Origin of the sequence: Fibrobacter sp. UWR4, assembly GCF_003149045.1 — a bacterium.
GTDB lineage: Bacteria > Fibrobacterota > Fibrobacteria > Fibrobacterales > Fibrobacteraceae > Fibrobacter.
In genome coordinates this window covers 33,403-58,312 of the sequence record NZ_QGDU01000016.1, presented here as the reverse complement: position 1 = coordinate 58,312, position 24,910 = coordinate 33,403, and the positions used below count along the sequence as shown (strand labels likewise).

The following is a 24,910-nucleotide window of genomic DNA, read 5'->3' as shown; positions in this document are numbered from 1 at the left end:
TTATGGCGACAGAAATTGAATCCTTGTTGGAATATGCCCTGAATGTGGGTGCCAGTGAATTGATTATTTCCGAAGGTGCGGCTTCTGCTGTTCGCCTGTCCGGAAAAGTTTGTGCCATTCCCGACGCTCCCTCCGTAGAGCCCGGCACACTCCGTAGTTTTATCGGCGCCATGGATGCCGAAAGCGGTTCTGTTATCGCTGGCCCTTGGAGTGGATCCCGCTGGCGTGTTCGCTACAATAGGACTGCTCTTGGTAACACGGCCGTGTTCCGCCCCTTGCTGGAGGAATGCCCTGACTTTAGCTCCCTTGGCGCTCCTCCTACCATGGAGAGTATGCTTGGCCTGAACAGCGGTCTTGTGGTGTTTGCCGGCCCTGCCTGCAGTGGCAAGACTACAACTGCTTCCGCTTACGTTTCCGCCCTATGCCAGTCCGCAATTCTTCGCGTAAACAATCTGGCTTCCGCAGACGAACTTCCCATTAAGACTGGCGAGAGCCTTCTCTTGAAGGATTCCTTTGGTTGCGTGACGGACAAGATGACCCAGGCCCTCCGTAGTGGTTCGGACCTGATGTGGATGGGTGACTTTGAAGGTCTCCCGCTGATTCCTATTCTGGAAGCTGCTGAAGCTGGTGCCCTGGTGGTGTTGACTGTTACGGCCGGCAATACGGTGGGCGCTCTGGAAGCTCTTCTCTCTGACGTTGCTGACGAAGAACGTGACTTGGCCCGTAACATGCTTGCTTCTGTATTGAAGGCTGTTGTGGTGCAGCGCTTGCTGCCCGGTGCCGAGAACAGCAGTATCCCGGCATGGGAAGTTCTCTTTGGTTCACAGAACGTATCTTCCCGCATCCGTAGTGGAGAATTGTTCTCCCTGCCTTCCATTATTTCCGCATCTGCTTCCGAAGGAATGCTCCTGATGGATGACTGCCTGGCCTCCTTGGTTCAGTCTGGTTATGTCGCCAAGGAAGATGCAGGTAAGTATGTTTCCAATCCTGCGGTTCTTGGGTAATTTTACGCACGGGGTGAAGGGGGTTGCTCTTGCAGCCCTTTTTGCCGTATCCGCTTTTGCCGGGGAAGCAATCGACTCTACGGCTCAGGCGGACATTCCGGTATTGGATGTCTTTGCGAAATCCCTGGATTCCACCGCACAGAAGAGTGCAGCTCCGCTTTCCGCCAGTGATGCGAAATCCGTTCTTTATCTAGGGGGCGGTGATCGTTCCCCGTGGTATTATCTCGGGGTCCTTTACGCCATCGAGGAATACGGCATTCCTGTGGATTCCATTGTGGGTACGTCCTGGGGCGCCTGGGTTGGTTCCCTCTGGAGCCGTGGTATTGCGGTAGATGAAATTCAGAGACTGCTGTTGGATCCTGCCATCGTATCCTTTGTAGGGCGAGATCTAACCTTGAAGAAAATGCATTCCAGGGAAGGTCAGGAAATAGCCGTTTCACCTAAGGGCGTTCCTGCATTTCGTCAGCGATTCTCCCTGCGGGTAGATTCCGCTGGTCATGCAGCACGAAAGCTGCTCCCTCTGGAAATGGATTCGACTTATATGGAACATTCTCTTGCGCGCCTTCGCTTTCAGGAAATTCTCTACCGTCAGCGTGGCAAGCAGACTATACCGTTCTCCGTGCAGGGTTGTGATGGTACCTCTCGAGGAAATTCCGTGGAGGCGGTCATTAACAGTCTGCCTCTGTGGAATGAGTCGAATACCTCAGGTGAAATTTCCGGAGAAATCTGCCCTCACTATGCGATTCCTCTAGAGGACCGTGCCGACGAGATATCTCTTATTGCTGTTGCTGAACCTCTCCGTAGTGAATTTAAGGGGGATGATCGTAAGGGCATCTTGCTTAAGCAGGCGGCGGCCACCTTGGCTACGCAACCTGGCGTTATCATCCGTTCCCATTCTATTCTGGATACCGCCCGCAATGCCTGGATCCAGGCGGGCTTTACTGCGTTGGAACGCAAGCTTCCTGAAATGGAACGACTGGCAAACCGTAAGGTGGATTACTCCAAGAATCATAACGCCTCTGCCTTGCCCTGGTTCCGGTTTACGCCGTCCTTTGATGGTGTGTCTGCGGAAGTGCTGACAGCTGTACAGTCTCACTGGGCGGAAACGGATACTGGATTTGCTGCACCTATAAACTTCGCTTTAAGTGTTGCGGAAAATCCTGCTTATGACTCTCTCCTTTTCTTGATGCAGCCTAATGGGGAATTGCTGGTAGGAACTGCGGTGCATCCTACTTTTGACCTTGCTGCAGGGGTGTTCGGTTCCAATGTGATTGGGGCAAATGGCTATCTGGAGGCAACCGTCAATTACATCGACCAGATGGAAATACAGTTGTCCTTGAAAGGCTTCTGGGGAGGATCTTCCTACGGGTTTACGCCCCGTCTGGCTTTTTCCAGATTGTGGAACAAGCATTGGGCGGTTCAGGTGGGCTATGACCTGATGAAACTGGTCCCGTTGAAGAGCTTCAACAATGACATCAGATCCTCCTTGCGTATCTGTTCCGAAGAACGTAATGACTTTACCATGTCCCTGATGTATAGCTTGAATCAGGAACAGAAGGTCTCCCTGGATTTCCTTTTCGGTCAGCGAATTTTTGAATTGGATCTTTACTATGGCAATAAGTCCATAAGGACTTATCCCGTTTCCCCTGCAATTCATTACAGCTTCAAGAAGGGGGAGGATGACAAGTGGTTCTCTACTAAAGGCTTGGCTGTAGATGGTTTCGTGGGCCTAGAAAGTATTGGCTTTGATTTTGGCGTGAATGACGTTGTCCCCATATACTGGAAGCTTATTTTGGATTCTCGTTATACGGTTTCTCCCAGACCTTTTGCAACCTTTACGGTGGGGGCATCTGCAGGCATTGAACGCTATCGCGAAGATGGTTATGGATACGTAGTTCCGGAATCTTTTGGATATGCTCCTCTGGACCTCGTATATCGTCTTCATGGAGAGGCTACGCCCTGGACTAGCCAGTGGAACGATCCTGAACTGGCATCCCATGAATACGCACTCCTGCGAGCAAGTGCAGCAATCCATAGCAAGCGCTTTGGCCTGTGGATTTTCGGGGCGTACTTCCACGACTTTGAAGAGAACCCTTACGCAACTCTTAGACCCAACAAGTTCATTCTGGAACCAGCCTTGCGCTTTAATTACAAGTCCATCACCATATATGCGGGTATGAACCGTGTTGTGGACCAGAATAACCTTGGCTCCCTGAAAAATTTCCAGGAACACACCTACTTCATTCGTGTAGGTGATTACGAATTCTAGACGTGGCCGCCTAGGTTAGACGACGCCTAGGGTTTTCCAGTTGCCTTTGCGCCAGCGGATGTAATTCACGATAGAACGGTAGAATTCGTCTGCGGCCATGCCCAGCCAGATTCCTGCCAGTCCCATATCCAGGACGAATCCCAGGAGCAGAGCGGTGCCTAGACCGCAAGTCCACATCATGGTGGAGCCTACGATGGCCGGGAACTTGGAATCGCCTGCTGCACGTAGCGCCGCTGTAATAGTCATATTGGCGGCCTTGAAGGGCTGCAGGGCCACATCGCACCAGAGACAAATTTGACCCAGACGCTGGATTTCAGGGTCCAGCGTATAAAAGGACATCAGCTTTGTTCCGCAGAGAGCGACGAGGATTGCAACGATAAGACCGCTGCTGCAACCTGCTGCAAGGCTCTGGTGCAGACGCCTGTTGGCCTTGTCAAAATCGTGGGCGCCTACCAGGTGGGCCACCAGAATCTGGTTTCCGCTGCTGAGGCCGACACTTAGGATCACTGCCAACATGGCGAAGTTTGCACTGAAGATTCGCGCCGTCATGGCGGTAATGCCCAGGTGTACGATGATGGCGGTCAGGACCACCTGGAAAATCTGGAAGCTGACAGGCTCCACGGCTGCAGGGACGCCAATGCGGATCCAGTCCGGCAAAATCACGCGGGAACGTTTGAAGTCCGTGTTGCGAATCTTGTGATGGATTTTGTACTTCAGGATTACGTACAGTACCACGCTGGAAATAAACCAGGAAAGCATAGTGGCAAGAGCCACACCCTTCACGCCCATCTTGGGAAGTCCCAGGTATCCGTTCAGGAAGATTACGTTCATGATGGCGTTGGAAACGATGGTGATGACGTTTCCGATCAGGTTCCAGCCGGTAAGTCCGTGGGTCGCGATTAAAGACGTGAGGGTGGTCTGCAGGGAACGGAATGCAAACCCGAAGGAGACGATATACAGGAATTCGTAACCGTAAGTGGCCGCGTCACCGGTAAGTCCCATCCAGCTTACGATGTTGTGAGACAGGGGGAGTGTGACCAGCATGATGGCTATCCCCAGAAGGAGGCTGCCTAGCAGGACCATGGTCTGGGTGGTACCTGCCTGGCGGGGGCGTTCTGCGCCCATGAACTGGGAGGCGATACTGGCCCCTGCCTGGGAAAAGGCGGTAATGGCCATGAAAATGGCTCCGAGAATGGGGCCCAGGGCGCCAACGCCCGCTGCCGCCGTTTCCGAGGTTCTGGCCAGGAACCAGCTATCCATCATGGGCTGGCAGGTAGCAATTCCAAAGGTGAGGAATAAGGGCCAGGAAAGGCTCAAAAGGGAACGGTCTTTTACTTGCACGGACTTTTGCATGGCCCAAAATTAGAAATGCCCGTAGCCCCCTGCTAGCTATAAAAAGAGCCGTTTTGTATACAACTGTATAATGTGATTTTAAAATTCAAGGGGTGTCCCCTTGCATAATGGTTATGGAATAGAAACGCGGAAAGAACTTAACATCATTGAGTAGGACATTTATGTCCACTCAAACAAAAAAGAAAAGGCTAGCAAACTCTGTTTGCGTAGCCGTATTCTTTTTTGGGGGTGGCAGGGGGTGTCCCCCTGCGTCTTAATACCTCTTATTTCTCTCCGCGGTTCTTGGCGGCGACGTCCTTGTACTTGTTATGGTCGGCAAGTGTGCTGCTGAAGAAATGGGTCATGGAACCGTCGTCCTTGGCAACGAAGTAAAGAGCGTCCGTGGTAGCGGGGAAGAGGGCAGCTTCGATTGCCTTGCGGCCCGGGTTGGAAATGGGGCCGGGCATCAGGCCCTTGAACTTACGGGTGTTGTAGGGACTGTCGCTGTTCAGCTGGCTCTTGTAGATAGGACCTGTCAGGTTCCTGAAGATGAATCGTACGGTGGGGTCTGCACCCAGGGGCATGCCGAAACGAAGACGGTTGTGGAACACTCCTGCAATGAGGGGGCGTTCAGAAGGAATACCGGTTTCCTCTTCTACCACGCTTGCTAGAGTAAGCACCTTGTGCCAGCTACCCAGGGTGGACCACATGGAGCCGTTGGACTTGGCCTTGAACTCGTCACGGAGTTTAAGGTTTGCAGCCACCATCTGCTTCAGGATGGTTTCTTCGTTGGCATCGATGGGGAAGGGGTACGTGTCCGGAAGGAGGTAACCTTCCAAGGTGTTAGCTTCGAGTCCCAGGGATTTGGCGAACTTGCTGTCCTGGACCAGGGAGTTCCAGCGGTTCTCGTCCAGGTCTGGAAAAGACTTCTTCAGGTAGGCAGGCATTTCCCAGGAGGCGCGACCTTCGGGGATGGTCACCTTTTTGACGGCATTCTTGCCGCTTTCAATAATGGCCAGGACCTGGGGTAGAGTCTGGTTCGGGGGGATTTCAAACCAACCGGCCTTCAAGGACGGCTTTATTTTACGGCAAATCATCTTATAGGACAATTCGTCATCCCAGATTCCGTTGTCTTTTAGGATATGGAACACTTTTGTGGGGGAGCTTCCCTTGGGGACCTGGATTAGGACAATTTCTTGATTATTTGAGGTTTTTTCCATGTTTGGCTGGATGTAAAACAGGAAAGCACCTGCTGCCAGGGCCAAAATAAGCACTAAAACAAGTAAAATCTTCTTCATAGAGCAAAAATTTAAAAGAAAATTTGACGAAAAGGAAAAATAAAAGGTATATTCCTATTGCATTTTGAAATTTTACCCTGTTTCTGAGGATTGATATGAAAAAGGTGCTCTTTATTGCTCTCGCTATGCTGGTCAGCATGTCCTTTGCAGCCAATAAGGTTAAGTCCAAGCTCGGTGACATCGAACTGACCAAGGAAAAAGGCGGTGGATCTGTAGTCTGCACCGCAGGCTTCAATGATGAAATGACCATCGTTAAGGAAGCTGACACTGACGTACTCGTTAAGGGTTCTTGCGGTCAGGGTTGGGTTCCTAAGTCTAAGATTGAATACGTTGCCCAGAAGGCTGGCGATAAGTCCATGACCTTGGACGACCAGGACATCGTGGGCTGGCTGGATAACCCGTCTGCAGTGTTCGTGTTGGAAAACGATGATGTCGACTTCGATGGCGTGAACATCGACCGTGACTTCAAGGAATACCTCCAGCACACTATGGACCGCGAACAGACCGAAATGCGCAACAACGAAAACTAATGTTGGGAATATGACTAAAAGCCCCGCCGTCAAGCGGGGCTTTTGTCATATTCTGGATGCGGGGGCGCAGCCCCCGCCCCCAGACGGCGCAAACGCCAGGATGCTCGGCTCGTTCATGGCAAAGCTTGCTTTGCCGCGAATCTCGCCTTATGCTCCTGTCCCACCCTGCCGTCAGGACCCATTTCCCCGCCGCATATGACTGCATATGACAGCATGACGTTGATGTGGGGACGCGGCCCTGCTGAATAAGCAGGGCTTTTTTTATTCGGGATTGGGTATTCTTGCTTCGTATGGTATAACGGTGGGTACAGTTGTGTACGTTTTTGCATTTGGGGAAAGTTTTTTTTGTTTTGCATGGGTATAGATTTCCTCTCGGTGTCATTCATTAGACTAACATAGAGAGAGGATTGTCTATGAAAAGAATATTTGGTTTCTGCCTTTTGTTGGCAGCTTCGCTTTTTGCCGCAGGTCCTGCAGACGTGTATGGCAAGCTCCAGGCTAAAGAAGGCATGCTTTATAGTGCCAAGACTGGTCAGCCGGTCCAGCTTAAGGGTATGAGTATGTTCTGGGACGTATGGTCCTCTGAATTTTATACTTCCAGCGTGATCAAGAACTTGGTGGATAAGTGGAAGATTGAAATTATCCGCGTTCCTCATGGTGTCGGCGGTACAAAGGGCGGTGGCCCCATGGCCAACTGGCAGAGTGTTGACGAAACTGTCATTCAGGCAGCCATTGATAACGGTATTTATGTCATTATCGATTTCCATTCCCATGAGGCTCATATTCAAACTGACGATGCAAAGGCCTTCTTCAAGACCATGGCCAGCAAGTGGGGAAAATACCCCAACGTAATTTTTGAAATTTATAATGAACCCATGGGTAAAAACATGTGGAGTACTATCAAGACTTATGCGGATCAGGTTATTCCTGTGATTCGTCAGAATGGTGGTACCGACAACTTGATTATCGTGGGTAATAGCGAATATTCCATCCGTCCGGGTGAAGCTGTTTCTAATCCGATTAAGGATAGCAACGTTGCTTATACTTTCCATTTCTATGCCGGTTCCCACCAGTTGGATGGTGGCTCCTACGATGGCGCTCCCACCTATAGAAACGGAATCAACCAGGCAATTCAGGCTGGCCTCACCGTTTTCGTGACGGAATGGGGTACTGTGGACGCTAGCGGCAATGGCGGTTACAATTCTTCCAATTCTGACGCATGGCTGTCCTATCTTGACCAGAAGAAGATTTCCTGGTGCAACTGGTCCGTTCATAGCAAGGATGAAAGTGCATCTATCTTTGCCAATCAGTCTTCCTATACCAACCCGCAGAATTGGAGCTATGATGGCTACTCCGAGTCTGGTAAGTATGTCTACAACAAGTTGCAGGATTGGGCAAAGGTTGCTCCTTGGCGTTCCGGTGCTGTGATTCCCGCTTCCTCCTCTTCTAGCGTTGGTGGCGTCGTATCTGGTGGCAAGACCAACATGTTCGATGACTTTGAAGATTTGAACAAGTATGCCTTTACGGGTGGTGTCTGGTATGCCTATACCGATAAGGATGACAAGGGCCAGTCTTCCATTGGCAACAAGGTCGTTGTCGATGATGATGGAGAAGGCTGGACTGTGGTTGTCCCCACTGATAACAGCAACAGCACCAAGGGCATGTTGGCCGCTACAGGTATTAAGCTCGTTAAGGGTGAAAACGAATATGCTCCTTATATTGCCTTGGGTATTAACCTCAACAAGGATGAATCCGCTTTCGACTTGACTTCTTGCAAGACCTTCAGCTATAAGTACAAGGGCGCTGCCCATAACTTTAAGGTCCAGTCCACAAAGGTTGAAAACTACAATTATCACTCCACAAGCTTTATTGACCAGGGTGAATGGAAAACTGTGACCATCGATTGGGCTGATTTGGTTCAGGGCAATTGGGGTGCTGCAGAAGCTGAAACACACTTTGACATTTCCAAGTTCAAGAATACTGTGAACAAGTTTGCCTGGGAAGTGAAGGGTGACGATGACGAACCTACCACAACCTTGAAGTACGACTACCTCTACATTGACGATTTCATGTGCGATGGTATGTCTATCAACGTGGTCGCCACTCCCAGTTCTTCTAGTAGCACTCCGAAGTCTTCCAGCTCCACGGTTGTCCGTAGCTCCAGCTCTGTTGTAAAGTCCAGCAGTTCTTCTGTTGTCGCTTCCTCTAGCTCTGTTAAGCCTACTTCTAGCGCAACTGTTGCGGCAACTGGCATGGTGGATGACTTCGAAGACGGCGACAATCAGGCCTATACCAGCGGCTACTGGTTTGCCTATAACGATAAGGGCGACAAGGGCGCCTCTACCTTCGCAAATGAAGAAGATGTGGAAAATGGTGGTTACGTAGTAATCTTCCCGGCTACTAACGGCTCTACCACGATGGGTGGCCTTAAGGATATTAAGCTGGATCAGGGTGGAAATGCTTATGATCCGTATGTTGCTCTTGGCTTGAATCTTGCAAAGGAAGATGCTGCATATGATCTCTCCAGCTGCAGGTCCATTTCTTACGATTACATCGGTGCGGCCCATAATTTCAAGGCAATTCTTGCCGGCGATGGCAAGGGCGCGGTTACCAGTTATGACCGCCACACGGCAGCAGTTCCGGCTTCTACCTCCTGGACTACAGCTTCTATCGCATGGGCTGACCTGGAACAGGCTGGTTGGGGTGAAGAAGTTGCTCTCAGCAAGAATAAGGTTTCCGCATTCCACTGGGAAGTGAAGGGTGAATCCGCAGTTCCCAACTACCTCTATGTGGATAACTTCAAGTGCGAAGGCCTTAAGATCGTTGCTCCCGCAAGCAGTTCTAGCGCAACGGTGAAGCCCAGAAGCAGTTCCTCTAGAGGAAGTGTTCTGGATATCGGTGATATTGCCGCCCTCTCCAGGATTGGCGCTAACCTCATCGGTCGTTCTCTCCAGATTTCTGGCGTAAGCTTTGCAAATGTGGATGTGTTCGATATGCAGGGCCGTCCGGTAAAGAGTTTCCGTAATGTTCAGGGTGAAGTTTCTCTGGAAAGTCTGGCAACTGGTAACTACATCGTCCGTGTTCGTTCCGGTTCCGACAACATGATGAAACGTGTTGCGCTGAAATAAAATACGTAACGAAACATTCTGAAATTTTCATCCAAGGCACCTGCTGAAAAAGTGGGTGTCTTTTTATTTGACCTATATCACAAACGATGTAACAGTTAATACAGTTGTTTTGATGTACAAGGCGGAATACTAGGATTTAGAGGGTAAAAATCTATCTTTGGATTGGTGGATGAAGAGATTGGATTAAACAAGAGGATTTGTTTATGAAGACGATGTTTGGTATGGGTCTTGCATTCTTGGCCCTTTCTTCCATGGCTTTTGGCCGTATCGGCCCCGTAAGTCAGTATGGTCAACTTCAAGCTGGTAAGGCTGGCTCCAAGGGGCAGATTTATGGCGCCTGTAAGGGTGTTACTGCCGGTAACGAAGTGCAAGTACAGGGCATGAGCCTGTTCTGGTCTATTTCCGAAAAGGATGGCGGTCAGTTCTGGACCAAGGATATCGTGGATGGCCTGGTACAGAAACAGAATATCCAGATTATTCGTGCTCCCATGGGCGTGGATGAAGACTGGAACGAAGGCAACTATTTTACCAAGCCTGATTATTATGGCGGCTTGATGGACAATGTGGTCCAGGCCGCCATTGACAATGATATTTACGTCATTATTGATTACCATTCCCACAAGGCTCATGAGAATCCGGATAATGCCAAGAAGTTCTTTGAAACGATGGCTTCCAAGTGGGGTAAGTACGATAACGTGATTTTTGAAATTTATAATGAACCGACCAGCGCTTCCTGGGGTTCTGTGAAGTCCTATGCGGAAACGGTTCTGTCCGTGATCCGTAAGTATTCCGATAACCTGGTGGTGGTTGGTAACCATGACTGGGACCAGCATCCCGATGATGCTATCGGAAATGCAATTAACGACAAGAATGTGGCATACACTTTCCATTTCTATGCCGGTGAAGATCAGTGGCGTCACACCATTGATAACCAGGGTGCCAATGCGGAAAAGGCTATGAATGCGGGTCTTTCCGTGTTCGTTACGGAATGGGGAACTTCTGCTCCTAGCGGTAATGGCGGTTTCAATACTTCTTATAGTACCCAGTGGGTAAATTGGATGAACCAGCATAAGCTTTCCGGTGCAAACTGGTCCGTTTCCACCAAGGGTGAAACTGCTTCCTATTTCAGTGGCAGCGCCTGGTCCTATTCCCAGAGTGGAAGCTGGGTAAACGAGAACATTTTCTCCAAACTGCCCAAATCCTATACGGCCTGTGATGGCTATGTGGCTCCTGTTCCCCAGTCTAGCGCCAGTGTTGCCAAGTCCAGCAGTTCCGTGGCTCCCAAGTCCTCTAGTAGCCAGGTGCAACCGTCATCCAGCGCATCTGTGGTGCCTGGTAACTTGAACGTGTCCGGCAGCTTGACCCAGATGGTTGCAAAGGGTGGTTCTCTCCAGACAGTCACCATTTCCGGTGTGACTTTCTATTCTCGCGATACCTGGAATCTTCACTTCCTGCAGATTCCTCAGCAGGCTACTAACGGTACCGTAACTATTTCTGGTTCTATCCCCGACTATATCGAGGAGGGCTCTTTTGAAGAAACCTTGACGGTGAATGGCCAGCCCGTTACTCTCAAGTTGACCGTGGTTGCGGCTGGAACGGTTATCCCGTCCAGTACTTCCACCGCTCCGGTTGCGTCTAGCTCTTCCCAGGGTTCGCAGGCTGTGGGTTCTATTGCTGGGCGTGTCCAGGTGGATGTTAAACTTCAGGGCCGTTCCCTCCAGATTTCCGGAGCTGACCGTGTAAATATGGTGATGTTCGACATGCAGGGCCGCCCTGTGGTGAACGTGCAGAATGTTCAGGGGGGTGTTGCCCTGGATAATCTTGCTACCGGTAGCTACATCGTGATGCTTCATATGGGATCCTCCAGTGTGATGAAACGAATCACCTTGAAGTAAAAAAAACGGAACGATATATACCGCAAATGACACCCGCTGAAAAAGGCTGGGTGTCTTTTTGTTAGCCCAATCACAATCTGGAAGGGACTGTTTTTTTAGGGTGGGATTTTGGGGGTAAAAAGCTATTTTTACACCGCAAAATTTTGCCTCCATGGAGACATATGAAAAAGCTTTTTGGTTTCGGTATTCTGGTAGCGGGTCTTTTGGCTTCCGCTTTTGGTGCAAACCGCATTGGTCCTGTAAGTCAGTATGGTCAACTTCAGGCTGGAAAAAATTCCAGCGGCAAGGGTCAGATTTATGGCGCCTGTAAGGGTGTTTCCGCAGGCAACGAAGTTCAGGTTCAGGGAATGAGCCTGTTCTGGAGCATTGCTAGTGATGTGGGCGCTCCCTTCTGGAAAGATACTTATGTTAACGGGCTGGTGGAAAAACAGAATATCCAGGTGATTCGCGCCCCCATGGGCGTGGATGAAGATTGGAGTTCTGGCCATTACTTCTCTAGCGGTAAGACAAGTTATTACCAAGGCTTGATGAACAATGTGGTCCAGGCTGCAATCGCTAATGATATTTACGTCATTATCGACTACCACTCTCATCATGCGCACGAAAATGTCGAAAATGCCAAGACCTTTTTTAGGACGATGGCAGAAAAGTACGGTAAGTATGATAACGTAATCTTTGAAGTATATAACGAGCCTTTGGAAGGCGTTAGCTGGAGTACGATTAAAACTTACGCTGAAGCCGTTATTTCTGAAATCCGTAAGTATTCCGATAACCTCGTTGTTGTGGGCAATCGTTCCTGGGACCAGTATTCTAGCGATGCAATTTCTAGTCCCATTAACGACAAGAACGTTGCTTATACATTCCATTTCTATGCAGGATCCCATTCCACTAATGGCGAAGGTGCCAATGCGGTCAGGGCTATGAACGCTGGCCTTTCCGTATTCGTTACGGAATGGGGCACTGTTGACGCTTCCGGTAATGGCGGCTTCAGCAAAAACAATAGCGCCACATGGCTTTCCTGGATGAACCAGCATAAACTTTCCGGTGCAAACTGGTCTGTATCCAATAAGCCTGAATCCGCATCTTACTTTAGCGGTTCTGCATGGAACTATTCCGAAAGTGGCGAGTGGGTAAACGAAAACGTTTTTGCGGGACTTCCCAAGACTTATACCGCTTGCGACGGCTCAACGAGTCCAGCTTCCAGTAGTTCCGCAGCTAGTTCCTCCAGTGTTGTTTTGCCTGCTGGCTATATCGATTATATTGACGACATTGAAGATGGAGACTCCCTGGCATATACTGGTGGTGTCTGGTATGCCTATAATGATAACGAAAATGGAGCCTCATCTACTTTCAGCAATGCAACCAATAAGGATGGTTATAAGGTTGTTCTTGCTGGGTCTACTGCTGGAAATATCTCCAAGAATGTGGCTGGCCTAACAGGCGTTAAATTGAATCAGGGTTCCTACGAATACGATCCGTTTGTTGCTCTTGGCGTGAAACTGAATGCGGATGAATCTGCTTACGATCTTTCCAAGTGCAATACCATTAGCTACAAGTATAGGGGTGCCGCTCATAATTTCAAGGCTGAAGATACTGCGGTAAAGGATTATGGTTATCATCAGATTGCCATGGCTGGTTCTTCTGATTGGACTACGGCGGAAATTTCCTGGGATGAACTTCTCCAGGATTCCTGGCCGGATCCGGTGGCACTTTCCAAGAGCCGTATCAATAAATTCACCTGGGAAATCAAGGGCAGTCAGCCGTTCCTGAACTATCTCTACATTGATGACGTCCGTTGCAGTGGCTGGTCCATTAAGAAACCGTCCACAACTGCAGCAAGTTCTAGCAGCGTGAATTCCAGTTCCAGTTCTGCAGTATCCAGCAGCTCTGTCGCTAGTTCCAGCTCTCGTACTCCGCTGGTGACCACGTTCTCCACAACAGACAAGACTGTACAGTCTGTTGTAGCAGGCGATGCCATCGAGCCAATTGTCTATACCTTTGAAAACGTAACGGACATTTCTGCTTCAGGTTTACCGAATGGCATTACGGCAAAGCTGGATGAAACTGCAAAGACCTATACTCTCAGCGGCAAGGTTGATGCAACTTCAGGAACTCATGATTATGCCTATACCATTTCCGTTACCGGTGTAGATGAAAACAAGACTGTCACTGGAACCATCAAGGTGACACGCGCTCCTGTAGTGACCACATTCTCTACAACAGACAAGACTGTACAGTCTGTTGTAGCAGGCGATGCCATCGAGCCAATTGTCTATACCTTTGAAAACGTAACGAACATCTCTGTATCAGGTTTGCCTGTTGGAATTAAAGCAGTCCTGAATGAAACTGCAAAGACCTACACTCTTAGCGGAACGGTTGATGCCGAATCCGGAACCTTCGATTACAAGTACGTCATTTCCGTTACCGGTGTAGATGAAAATAAGACTGCAACGGGAACCATCAAGGTAACCCGCGCTCCTGTGAAGACCACGTTCACCACTACTAGCGAGACGGAACAGTCTGTAGTTGCAGGTGACATGATTGAACCCATTGTTTTCAAGTACGAAAACATGAAGAGTATTTCTGCAACGGGAATGCCTAAAGGTTTGACGAGTTCTTTGGATGAAAAAGCAAAGACTTATACCATTAGCGGTAAGATTGATGCCTCTAGCGCAACTCATGATTATGAAATTTCCATCGCTGTTACCGGTGTGGATGAAAATACTTCCGCAAAGGTTCTCATCAAGGTAACCGCTCTTCCGCCGGCATCTTCTTCCAGCGTGGAATCTTCCTCCAGCGAAGAGCCTGTTGTTTCCAGCTCTAGCGAAATCCCTCCAGTCTCTAGCTCCAGTGTGGTGGTCGCATCTTCCAGCAGTGAACCTGCTGAGGAAAGTTCCAGTAGCAGTATTGCTCTTGAAATTTCCAGCTCCAGCGAGACGGTTTCCTCCAGCAGTGTCGCGACTTATGTGATTTCTGGTAGCCTGGATCAGACGGTTGCAATTGGCGGAGAGATTGAACCGATTGTGATTACGGGCGTGGAAAAATCCTCTCGCAAGTCCTGGAACATCAACTTCCTTTCCTTCCCCCAGCAGGCTACGGATGGACAGGTGGTCATTTCTGGCACGGTTGCCTCCTGGGCTCCTGTGAAGGCTTATGTGGATACCATTAAGGTGAATGGTGAATTGCTCTTCTTCAACTTGACGGTACTTCCCAAGTCTTCCAGTTCCGCGAAGTCTTCCTCCAGCGAAAAGCCTCTGGAATCCAGCAGTTCCGTCGAAGTTCCACCGCAGTCCTCTAGCAGCCTGTCCGGACTCTCCAGCAGCAGCGAACAGCCTGTAATTTCTTCTAGCAGCAGCTTGTCGGAAATTTCCAGCAGCTCCGTGGAACAGCCCCAGGAATCCTCCAGCTCCGACATGGAAGGCCCGCTGACTATCGCAGGTATTCGTTCCATGCTGAACCTTGGTTTCTCTGGCAATGCCCTGACGGTTTCCGCAAACAATGGGTCCGTCAAGATTCAGATCTTTGACCTGATGGGTAACGCTATTGAATCCCGTATGGAACGAGTTTCCGGATCCTACGTCATGAATCTGGAACACTTGAATAAGGGTAGCTATCTGGTTCGTGTTGTTAGCGGCAGCCTGATCAAGAGCGCTCGTATTGCAATCAAGTAACTGAAACCTTTAATGGTTAAAAAAATTCAAGACCTTGTCGAATGCGGCAGGGTCTTTCTTTTATGCACGTATTTGCATATTTGCATAAATAAAATTCCCGCCCTTTATATTTTATTTCTATATTTGGGCCATGACTTTTTCAAAGGGTGTAAAAGACGGCTTGCCAATTGGTGTTGGATACTTTGCGGTGTCCTTCGCTTTTGGCATCAATGCGGGCGCGGCACTGAATTCCTGGCTGTTGGCAACCTTCATTTCCATGACCAACGTGACTTCCGTTGGCCAGTTCGCCGGTCTCAAGATTATGTCCAGCGCCACGGGTACCTTGATCGAGCTTGCCATTGCAAGTTTCTTTATCAACCTTCGCTATTCTCTGATGGCCATTTCCCTTTCCCAGAAGGTCTCGCCCAGTTTTACAACGGCAAAGCGTCTTCTGTTGGCGACCGGCATTACGGACGAAATTTATGCAGTGTCCATGGCCCAGAAGGAAAAGGTCAATCCTATTTATTTTCTCGGCCTCATGACTCTTCCGTACTTAGGATGGAGCGGTGGTACATTGACAGGCGCTGTCTGCGGACAGATTCTCCCGGACATGGTGGTAAATGCCCTTGGCGTTGCACTTTATGGCATGTTTGTCGCCATCGTTGTGCCTCCCATGAAATCTAGCCGTCCCACCTTGATTGCCGTACTCATTGCAATCGCCCTGAGTTTTGCTTTCTTCTATGCACCAGTTCTTAAGGACGTCAGTTCCGGTTTTGCAATCATTATTTGCGCCGTGGTTGCTTCCCTGATTTGTGCCGCGCTATTCCCCGTTAAGGATTCCTGCACGGCGGAATCTACCCAGGAGACCGTATGATGATCGATTTCAAGACTTACATCCAGTTCCTGGCCGTCATGACGGGCGTGACATATTTATTGCGTGCGGTACCTTTTGTGCTTTTGAAGAAGGAACTGACCAGCCCGTTCTGGAAGTCCTTCCTGGCCTATATTCCCTACACGGTTCTTGCCGCCATGACGGTGCCTGCGATTTTTTATGCTACCGAATCCCGTCTCTCCGGTATATGCGCCTTGGTGACCGCGGTGATTGCGTCCCTTCTGGGCCGTGGTCTTGTGGTTGTGGCTGTGGTCGCATGTGTGACCGTCCTGCTGGTGGATGGACTTTTATAAATTTGCTTCATGCAAAAAGACCAGTGGGAAAAGATCAACGAGCTTTGCGATAAGCTCTCCAAGGTGACCTACGAGAACCTGACCAAGATTATCCGCCTGAACAAGACGGGCAGTTCTTCCGCTGCGCAAAAGCTGGATGACAGTTTCCAGAACGATGTAGATGCCTGGATGGGGGGCGGTACCTGCTTTAGCATGACCTGGTATCTTTACCAGAGTCTTCGGGATATGGGCTTGCGCCCTCGTCTTGTAATGGGGCACAAGCGCAAGGAGCGAAACGTCCACTGCGCTCTCATTCTTCCCGATGACACGCCGGAAATTGGTGGCGCCCAGGAATACTTGTTCGATCCGGGCTACCTGATTTTTGAACCTCTTCCCATGCCGCTGCCGCCACCTTTTGGGCCAGGTACTGCACTTTTCCCTCTGGTTCCCAATTGCGTCCGTCTGGATCGACCCAACATGGAATCCATGGAACTCTGGACCGGTGGCGCCCTCCAGGCGTCAGGCAATCTTTCCGCTCCCATGAAACTACGTTTTGACTATCCGGTGGCTGGAGTGTCCGTGGAGGAATTCAAGCAGCATTGGAATGAAAGTTTCTATCGCGAGATGATGAATTATCCTGTTCTCAATCGCCTGGACCGTGAAAAAGGAATCCAGTATTATTACCAGAAAGGTAACCTGGTCACTCGCGACTCCAACGGCTCCCGTATGGAACGAATCGACCCTTCCCAGCGGGTGGAGACTCTCAGCCGAATTTTCGGGCTGGACGCTGGCCTAGTGGAAAACGCCCTGGGGATCCTGGAAAAGTAAAAGAACTTTTGTAATCGTCTTTTTAGGCGTTTTTTTTTATATTTTTCTACCCTAGGAAAACAATGGAGTTATTATGAAGAAAATGATCGCAGCCCTCGTAGCCGCAGTTTCCCTCACATTCATGGCCTGTGGCGCTTCCAAGCTGGAAATGCAGGAAATGTCCTCCCAGTGTGATGTGGTTGTTGAGGTTCGCCAGGTTCTTAACGATTCTATCAGCCTCTTTGTGGGCAACACCCTTTACCTCAATGCAAAGCAGATGGTAGCCGACGAAATGTACCCCCTGCTGGTCAGCACTCGTGATCCTTCTGATTTCCAGAAGCCTACCGCTACCAACATCATCAACAGCGATGACGAACTTCTGGCATACCTCCGCCGCGTAGCCCCCTCCATGGTCCAGGTGGGCCTCGTCATCGGTGAATCCGCTGCCAACGAAATTGGCTTCGAGGAAGCTCCCGCTATCCAGAAGATGACCAGCCTTTTCAAGAAAATGGAGGGTGGTTCCCTTTACCTCTTCCACGAAAAGGGTGGCGAACTTACCGACGCCAAGAAGGTCTTTTAAGGTCGAAATAAAAAAAGATCCCCCGGATCCTTCGTTCCGTGTTCAAAGAAAAAGCCTCGCATCCGCGAGGCTCTTTTGTTATCAAATATATTTGAGGAGGAAGCTCCGCTTCCCCTTACATCATTTTCTTCCATTCCCTACGTAGCATAAATAACCCGATGAAGGCGGTTCCTACGTCAGCTACAGGCTGTGCGAAGAACACTCCCTTCAGTCCCAGGAACGGGGGGAGGATCAGCAGGAACGGAATAAACAGGATCAATTGACGGCAGGCATTCAGGAACATGGATTTGCCTGCCTTTCCTGTACCCTGGAAGAAACTACCTGCAATCATGCCACAGGGAACCATGAAGATAAAACAGGTAAAGTATCTCATGGCCTTGGCGGCGACAGCCTGCATTGTCATATCGTCAGGAGCGAACGGTGCCACGAAAGCTTCTGCCTGCCACTGCACGAGAAGCCAGGCGGTGATCATAAAGATCATGGAGTACAGATAGGCGAACTTTACTACGCCCTTAACGCGTTCGTAAAGCTTCGCTCCGTAGTTGTATCCCACAATAGGCTGTGTCCCGTTCACGAAACCAAGCAACGGCAGCACGATAATGGAAACGATGCTGTTGAGAATTCCGAAAGCGGAAATTGCCATGTCTCCGCCGCTCATGGTGGCGGTAGATTCCAGGCTCTTGTTTCCGTAGGTGGTCAAGCTCCATGCCAGAATGGCGTTCATCAAGCTGTTGCAAACCTGCATGACCGAAGGAGGCAGGCCCAGGATGTAAATCTTGCGGACGTAGGGGAGGCGTAACTTCATGTAACGGCGGCTGATCTTTACCGGCGTAGACTTCTTCAGGAAGAATTGGGTAATCAGGGCGCTGCTTACCAGCTGGGAGCAGATGGTTGCCCAGGCCGCGCCTTCAATGCCCCAGTGAAGCTTCATGATGAAGACGTAGTCCAGAATCACGTTGGTGCATGCGCCGATGATTTCTCGGAACATGGCCGTCTTGGGATGTCCCATGGAACGGATGAAATGGTTCATGCCCGGTGCAACAGTCTGGAAAACCGCTCCCAGCAGAATGATGCGCATGTAGCTGGTTGCAACAGGCAGTGTCTGGTCGCTGGCGCCAAACAGGCGGAGCAGCGGTTCCATGAAAATTTCACCGAAGGCGAAGGCTCCAACAGCCATGATGATCAACAGCACGAAGGAGTTGTTCAGGATGATGGCCGCCTGCTGGTATTTCTTTTCACCTAGACGGATGGAAAATAGGGTGTTTCCGCCGACGCCTACGATCATGGACATGGCCATAATGAACAAGGCGATGGGGAAGCAGAGGGTAATCCCTGCGATACCTAGGGAACCAACTCCCTGACCTACGAAAAAACGGTCCACTATATTATATAGTGCGTTTACCACCATACTGATGATGGCGGGGACGGAAAACTGCAATACCAACTTGGGAATGCCGGCTGTTCCGAAGGATTTTAGCTTCTCGTTATGAAGTTCACTCATTTCGGCGCCAAAGTTAGAAAAAAGGCCCCCTTAATAAAAGGGGGCTAAAATGGCGCCTTAAGTCAAATCACAGGCACTGGACCAGCATTTCCTGGAGGGTACCCACCTCTTTTCCCTGTCTGCTGCAGACTTTCAACTGCAGATTTACGGGGACCAGGCCGTCTTTCCAGGAGAATCGGTGGTGCTGAATGGTGCCGCAGATCTTTTCCAGGTGCTTACGGGCGTCTTCCGCCTGCATCGAAGTGACCAAAAGAACGAAGGTGTCCCCGTTCAGTCGGGCCAGTAGGTCGTGGTCCCTGGTTTCCTCTCTTAAAATTCGTCCCATGTCCTTTAGGACCATGTCACCGCACGGCTCTCCCTGGGTTTCCTGGAGGCTTTCATAGTTGGTCAGTTTCACTGTGGCCACATGCAGATTCAGGTCGTTAAGCCTTGCCATGGAAAGCTCGCCAAAACTTCTGTTGTCGAAAGTCTTGAAGTTCATGACTCCAGTTAGGGGGTCCTTGGTGGACTCTTCGTAGACCTTCAGGTCGAAAAGACCCTGGGGAGCCTGGAATTCCACCTTCAGGACCATGCATCCCACCTGTAGGCGGTTTTCGTCCTTAAGGATGGACGTCTGTATCTGGCAACCGTCCACGAAAGTTCCGTTAGTGCTGCCCAGGTCGGTGACCGTTACATGAGTTCCATCGAAGGAAATTTCACAGTGCCTACGGCTGACAAGGTCGTCCTCCAGACGGATGTCGGCGTCCTGGCCTCGGCCCAGCACCTGGGTCCCTTTCTCCAGGGGGAACTGCTTGAACATTTTCTGGGGGTATAAAACAACTAGTTGGGGCTGAACTTCAAAAACGGGCATAAAAAATCCTGAAATAAGGGACGTTTACTGATGGACAAAAACTACAATTTTTTGGATGGGGCTAAGGCTTTTATGGTCAAGTTAGGGTGATTTACCCCTGATTGTAAAGAAATCGAAACTGTTTTTGCCGCAATTTTGTGTGATTTGTGCCACTTATACCTGCATATTCACTTTTTGTATACGGAATAAACCATTTTTTTTTCTTAATTTGGAAAAATAATTGGCATTTTCGGCAAGAAAAGAATAAATTTCAAGCCGGTGTGGCGTTTCGAAAAGGCCGGTCTTTTTGTTATGCCTTTGTTGGAAGGAAACCATCGATGGATACTAAGATTATGAAAAACACGAAGAATACCTTGCTAAAATGGGTTTTGGGTATTGGAATGCTCTTCGCTGGAGTACAGAGTGCATTTGCTCTGCAGTGCGATGGCACCATCTATATTAAGGCTCCTGCATCCTGGGACATGGTTACCCTGGAAGCGGGCGGTATGTTCCCCGAACTTTCTGTCGGCCCTTCCGGTTGGTACGAAGCTAAGGCCATGGCTGTCGGTCAGGGCGAAACCTTCCGTGTCAACAGTGCTGGAATTCACTATCCTGCACAGTGGATCGACCGTGTCAATTACGATATCGGCAACAACGGTAGTGCCAATACCGACGCTTTTACCTGCGCCGACCTGGCTTCTGGCACTCTCTACATCTATCAGGACCCCACCGATCCCGCAAAGACGGCTTTCGGCCCCAATCCTCCTGATGCAAAGTATCTTTACATCATGATTCCGCCCGACTACGAAGACTGGATGTCTTCTGTTCCCATGATCAGTATGGATGGCGGTAAGACTGGCCGTGCCCTTACTGCTGATCCGGAAAAGTGTGGCTGGTACTCTTTCGTATGGTTTAACGAAAAGATTTCCGACAATGTTGTTCTGTACCGTGACGACGATATTGAACGTGAAGACTTGCTTGGTGTGAATGGTAACTGGGAAATGAATGCGGTAGCAACCCCCATTCCTCTGGGAACCTTCTTCGAAGCTTATGAATCCGATACTCTGTTCTTTGTTCCGGATGAAGAACAGTTCCTGAGTGAAGGCGATGACGGTTGGTATACCACCTTCCCCGAAGGCGTGGAAGGTACTTGTTCCTATGACATGGCCGCTATCATCTACGATACCGACGCCAGCCTCCATCCTTCCTTCTCCTGCTACTCTGCCGGTGGCGAAGGCTGCCAGTATGGTGTTGGTGGTCTTACCGCTCAGCAGGCTCAGGCCTATGTGAACGCCTGTATCGGTGTGACCACTGGTGTTGTTGAAAAGTACCTGGATCCCAACGTCCCCCAGAAACAGCGTAAGCCCAAGCTTTCCGCTGCAGGTGCAAAGTGCTTTATCAATGAAACCTTCTTCAACCAGCTGTTCAACTATACCAAGGGCGTGAATGAAAAGTCCTGCTACAACATGCCTTTTGAACGTTCTGCAGATGGTAAGTGGGAATTTGACTCTGACTTCTACCAGAGTGCTGGTACCAAGGTCCCGGGTGGCTTCTATCCTGTAGAAACTACCGACGATGCCGCAATTCTTGCTGCAGACCCCACCCAGACTCCGGTTCTGGCTGCTCGTAAAAAGCGTACTGCAGAAGGTCCTATTTTCTACGGTCCTGCACTTCGTGAAAACCACCCCACCGAAGGACTTCCCCTTATTGACGTGTTCTGTAACGGCGCCGGATGGGATGGCGGTTACGACTGCGAAGGCCTTTTTGGCGATGGTGATGAAACCACTTCCGCTATCCAGACCAACCTGAAGATGAAGGGTACTACCCCCGCTGCTACTTGCGTGATCGGTTGGTCCTGCCAGGATTTGGCTCCTAACGGTTGGACCTTCTTCAAGGATGGTACCGAAACCAAGATGGCTACTGGTGCTCCTCGCTGGACTGGCGAACGTAACCAGCATTACTGCTTCGAATCTCACGCTAAGTTTACTCACAAGCCTGGTCTGAAGTTCAACTTCCGTGGTGACGATGATATTTGGGTGTTCATCGATAATACTCTGGCTGTGGACCTGGGTGGTACCCATCTGGCTGCTCCTGGCTACGTGAACCTGGATAAGTTCAAGGGTTTTGGTGGACGCACCTTGGAAGAAGGTCAGCAGTATGACCTGGATATCTTCTTCTGCGACCGTCGTACTACCATGTCCAACGTTCGTATCAAGACCAACATGTACATCAAGCAGACCGTTGCTCTTGAAGCTACTCCGACTACCAACCGCGCAACTGGTGAAAAGACCTTTGAAATGTGCTATACCAAGACTGGTGACGGTACTTGCGCTGGTGCAATGACCGGTGAAGAATCTGAACTCCGTTGCTGTGGCGCAGAAATCGCTACCAAGTGTAACGTTTCTATTAGCTACTACCTGGTGAAGGGTACTTCCTTCAACCTGGATGAAGCAATTACTCTTACTCCGGGTACCATCAATAAGGGTGGCATTGACCTGACCGACGTTTCCGCTCCGAAGGTTAACAAGAAGAATGTTACCTTGGAACCGGGTAAGTGGACTCTCTTCGCCTTCGCAGAAGGCAAGGCCAAGAAGATTGAAACCTTCCGTACCACTGGTAAGGTGGACGTGATGTTCAAGACTCCGGTTGCTGTCCTTGACTCCAATGGTGATATCATCAAGGGTGTTAAGTACGAATATGTTGAATCTGAACTGGCTGGTGAACTGGTCCCGTTCTACGTCACTGCTTTGATTGACGATGGTAAGGACCTGAGCCTTTCTCCGGATGATGCTGTGGGTGTTGCCTATACCCTTTCCGCAGAAGGTCTGACCCTTTACGAAAAGAATGCCGCTGGTGAATTTGTCCAGATCCTTGCATCCAACTCTCGTACCATCGGTTCTACCGGTGTGGATACGGTCTGGGCAACGGTGGACTTCGCTGCTGCTGCTGGTACTCAGAACTACATCGTCAAGACTGCATCTTCTTCTGGCACTCCGGCTACTATTGAATTCTATCTGCCGATTCTTGCCTTTACCGATTCCACCTACAGCGAAAAGGCTATTACGGGTGAATCCAAGAATGCCGAAGGTTCCTATGACGAACACTTCGTGGGTGGCTTTGTGGATCTGTATGTCCATGCACTGGATCCCTATGGTAACCTTTGCGAAAGATGTAATCTTGAATTGATGCTGGGTTCTGAAACCTCTGCCAAGGTTGAAGCAGACGCCGCTTCTGATCTTACCTTGGTTGGTGGTCAGGGCAAGGTTCCTGTTCGTTCCCTGAAGGAATATCGCTACTACGAAGAAGGCTGCGTTGCCAATCCTACCGACCCGAAGGATGACTGTGGTCCTGCTGTAGTATCTGTCATGGCTACCATGAACAGCAACGTTAAGGCTGTCTATAACCCGATTTTCTTCCGTGAACCTCCGGTTCCTTATCCTGTGCTGACCGACGTCTTCGATGTTCATGGTGTAACTCCGGATGCTGAATTGAATCTTCCGGCTGCATACTACAGCTCCACTCAGGAATATCTGGATGGTATCGGTGACTCCGCTTCCGTTTACTACAACCGTCCGATTCATAAGGACTCCCTGCCTTCCTTCGTCTGCTTCCTGTGGGATTCCACTTCCGCAGAAAAGCTGAATCCGTATGAACTTGGTATTTCCAACAAGTCTACTGATAAGGAAATGCTTTGTAATGACTACGTTTCTCAGGAAAAGCTGAGCTGCGTGGGTACTCCGGACGCAGACGGCTACTGCACTGCTCGTCTTGACATTGGCGGCCTGAAGCTTTCCAAGTCAGCAAAGACTGGTGGCTCCGGTAAGGTGTTCTCCTGGGCAAAGTTCCTGGATAAGGGTAAGGTCGTTACTCAGGGATTCGATGGTGCTATTACCGATCGTATGGCTCCTGTGATTCTGTCCGCTCGCGTGTCCAGAATGAGTGAAACTCAGGACCAGCTGGTTTTGACCGTCTCTGAACCTGTCTCTAACGTTCAGTTCAACAGAACTTCCTTCACCTTCTACCTGAACTCCGCAACGTCCCTCTCTGAAGATCAGCGCTTTAAGACTGATGTGGCTACAAGTAGTGATGTTCAGGACCGTTCTGAAACTGTTCGTGCATACTATATGAACGATGGACAGTCCAACACTCCGCATGTGGGCGACTACATCCGCTTCAGTGGCGATATTGACAACGTATTCTGGTCTGACAATGTTGATGTCAGTGCCGATGTCTATGCAGAAAATCGTCCGGCAGATGATGCTTCCTACAACTGGAATGCACCCACCAGCTACAATTGCACTAAGCGTCTGCCTGCTCCGTGGGTCCAGATCAACGGTGAAGCTGAAGTGACTGTGAAGGAAGTGACCTTCGCTCATACCGGTAACGCTCCGGCTGGCGAAAATGTCCCCATGGTTTCCGTGGTTCCCTTCGCTACTACCAAGAGCTTCGAATTCGCTGCAGACTCTATGAATCAGGTTGTTGGCCACTTCGTTCAGTCTGACATGTTCGCTCTGGCAAACTCCGAAGAACGCTACTTCGAATACGCTAATAGTTTGAAGAAGTCTGGCGAACTCAACAAGATCTACTTCTTCTACAACGTTGAATACTACACCAACCTGGGTGGTTATGTTGGCGGTCAGAGCGGTAAGATCTACTGTAACGATGAAACCGTCTTCGGTGCAGGTAAGTCCTGCTTGGATGTTGGCCGTAACTTCTACATCGCCTGGAACATGCGTTCCGCAGAAGGCCGTGAAGTTGCTACTGGCGCCTACATTACCAAGCTCCAGTCCTACATCAAGCTGGGTAAGTTCGGCAAGAAGAACTCTCTGGACAAGACCAATGTTTGGGGTGTGAGAAGAGGTGCTGCTACCAAGTAGCATCTGCCAAGTGATCTTGAAAAAAGTGGCGGTTTAATCCGCCACT

The 24,910-nt window shown here is 49.9% G+C and carries 15 protein-coding genes; 11 read left to right on the top strand and 4 right to left on the bottom strand.

What is annotated here, in order from left to right; genetic code table 11:
• Positions 1-2 precede the first annotated feature (2 nt).
• Positions 3-1,004: an ATPase, T2SS/T4P/T4SS family gene (locus BGX12_RS08115; protein WP_109735578.1), complete on the top strand. Its 1,002-nt coding sequence runs from the start codon at positions 3-5 to the stop codon at positions 1,002-1,004.
• Complete coding sequence (locus BGX12_RS08110) at positions 997-3,273, top strand: patatin-like phospholipase family protein (protein WP_158278203.1); 2,277 nt, start codon at positions 997-999, stop codon at positions 3,271-3,273. The genes BGX12_RS08115 and BGX12_RS08110 overlap by 8 nt, the downstream gene beginning before the upstream one ends.
• 15 nt (positions 3,274-3,288) lie before the next feature.
• On the opposite strand, the gene BGX12_RS08105 is transcribed toward BGX12_RS08110, so the two are convergent.
• Both BGX12_RS08105 and mltG read right to left on the bottom strand, forming a co-directional pair.
• Positions 3,289-4,626 carry an MATE family efflux transporter gene (locus tag BGX12_RS08105; RefSeq protein WP_109735576.1) on the bottom strand — a complete coding sequence of 446 codons (1,338 nt, stop codon included), beginning with the start codon at positions 4,624-4,626 and terminating at the stop codon, positions 3,289-3,291.
• Positions 4,627-4,889: 263 nt separating this feature from the next.
• Complete coding sequence (gene mltG, locus BGX12_RS08100) at positions 4,890-5,903, bottom strand: endolytic transglycosylase MltG (RefSeq protein WP_233246314.1); 1,014 nt, start codon at positions 5,901-5,903, stop codon at positions 4,890-4,892.
• Between the two features lie 95 nt (positions 5,904-5,998).
• On the opposite strand from mltG, the gene BGX12_RS08095 reads away from it, so the two are divergent.
• The 8 genes from BGX12_RS08095 to BGX12_RS08055 all read left to right on the top strand — a co-directional run bounded on the left by BGX12_RS08095 (position 5,999) and on the right by BGX12_RS08055 (position 17,657).
• Complete coding sequence (locus BGX12_RS08095; RefSeq protein ID WP_199220748.1) at positions 5,999-6,433, top strand: hypothetical protein; 435 nt, start codon at positions 5,999-6,001, stop codon at positions 6,431-6,433.
• A 413-nt stretch (positions 6,434-6,846) separates the two neighbouring features.
• Entirely contained in the window at positions 6,847-9,561 is a 2,715-nt protein-coding gene (locus BGX12_RS08085; protein ID WP_109735573.1) for a cellulase family glycosylhydrolase, read from the top strand.
• 203 nt (positions 9,562-9,764) lie between these two features.
• Complete coding sequence (locus BGX12_RS08080) at positions 9,765-11,456, top strand: cellulase family glycosylhydrolase (protein ID WP_109735572.1); 1,692 nt, start codon at positions 9,765-9,767, stop codon at positions 11,454-11,456.
• A 161-nt stretch (positions 11,457-11,617) separates the two neighbouring features.
• Positions 11,618-15,127 (top strand): cellulase family glycosylhydrolase, encoded by a 3,510-nt coding sequence (locus BGX12_RS08075; RefSeq protein ID WP_109735571.1) that lies wholly within the window; start codon positions 11,618-11,620, stop codon positions 15,125-15,127.
• Positions 15,128-15,257: 130 nt separating this feature from the next.
• On the top strand, positions 15,258-15,980 hold the full coding sequence (locus BGX12_RS08070; RefSeq protein WP_109735570.1) for an AzlC family ABC transporter permease: 723 nt from the start codon (positions 15,258-15,260) through the stop codon (positions 15,978-15,980).
• Positions 15,977-16,291, top strand: a complete 315-nt coding sequence (locus tag BGX12_RS08065; RefSeq protein WP_109735569.1) for an AzlD domain-containing protein — start codon at positions 15,977-15,979, stop codon at positions 16,289-16,291. Before BGX12_RS08070 ends, BGX12_RS08065 begins: the two co-directional genes overlap by 4 nt.
• 9 nt (positions 16,292-16,300) lie before the next feature.
• Complete coding sequence (locus BGX12_RS08060; protein WP_109735568.1) at positions 16,301-17,098, top strand: hypothetical protein; 798 nt, start codon at positions 16,301-16,303, stop codon at positions 17,096-17,098.
• Between the two features lie 73 nt (positions 17,099-17,171).
• A complete protein-coding gene (locus tag BGX12_RS08055) occupies positions 17,172-17,657 on the top strand; it encodes a hypothetical protein (RefSeq protein ID WP_109735567.1) in 486 nt (161 codons plus the stop codon).
• Between the two features lie 115 nt (positions 17,658-17,772).
• Here BGX12_RS08055 and BGX12_RS08050 read toward each other — a convergent pair whose 3' ends face one another.
• Positions 17,773-19,158, bottom strand: a complete 1,386-nt coding sequence (locus tag BGX12_RS08050) for an MATE family efflux transporter (protein ID WP_109735566.1) — start codon at positions 19,156-19,158, stop codon at positions 17,773-17,775.
• A gap of 67 nt (positions 19,159-19,225) precedes the next feature.
• On the bottom strand, positions 19,226-20,008 hold the full coding sequence (locus BGX12_RS08045; RefSeq protein WP_109735565.1) for a GGDEF domain-containing protein: 783 nt from the start codon (positions 20,006-20,008) through the stop codon (positions 19,226-19,228).
• Between the two features lie 317 nt (positions 20,009-20,325).
• On the opposite strand from BGX12_RS08045, the gene BGX12_RS08040 reads away from it, so the two are divergent.
• Positions 20,326-24,864, top strand: a complete 4,539-nt coding sequence (locus BGX12_RS08040; RefSeq protein WP_199220747.1) for a fibro-slime domain-containing protein — start codon at positions 20,326-20,328, stop codon at positions 24,862-24,864.
• Positions 24,865-24,910 lie beyond the last annotated feature (46 nt).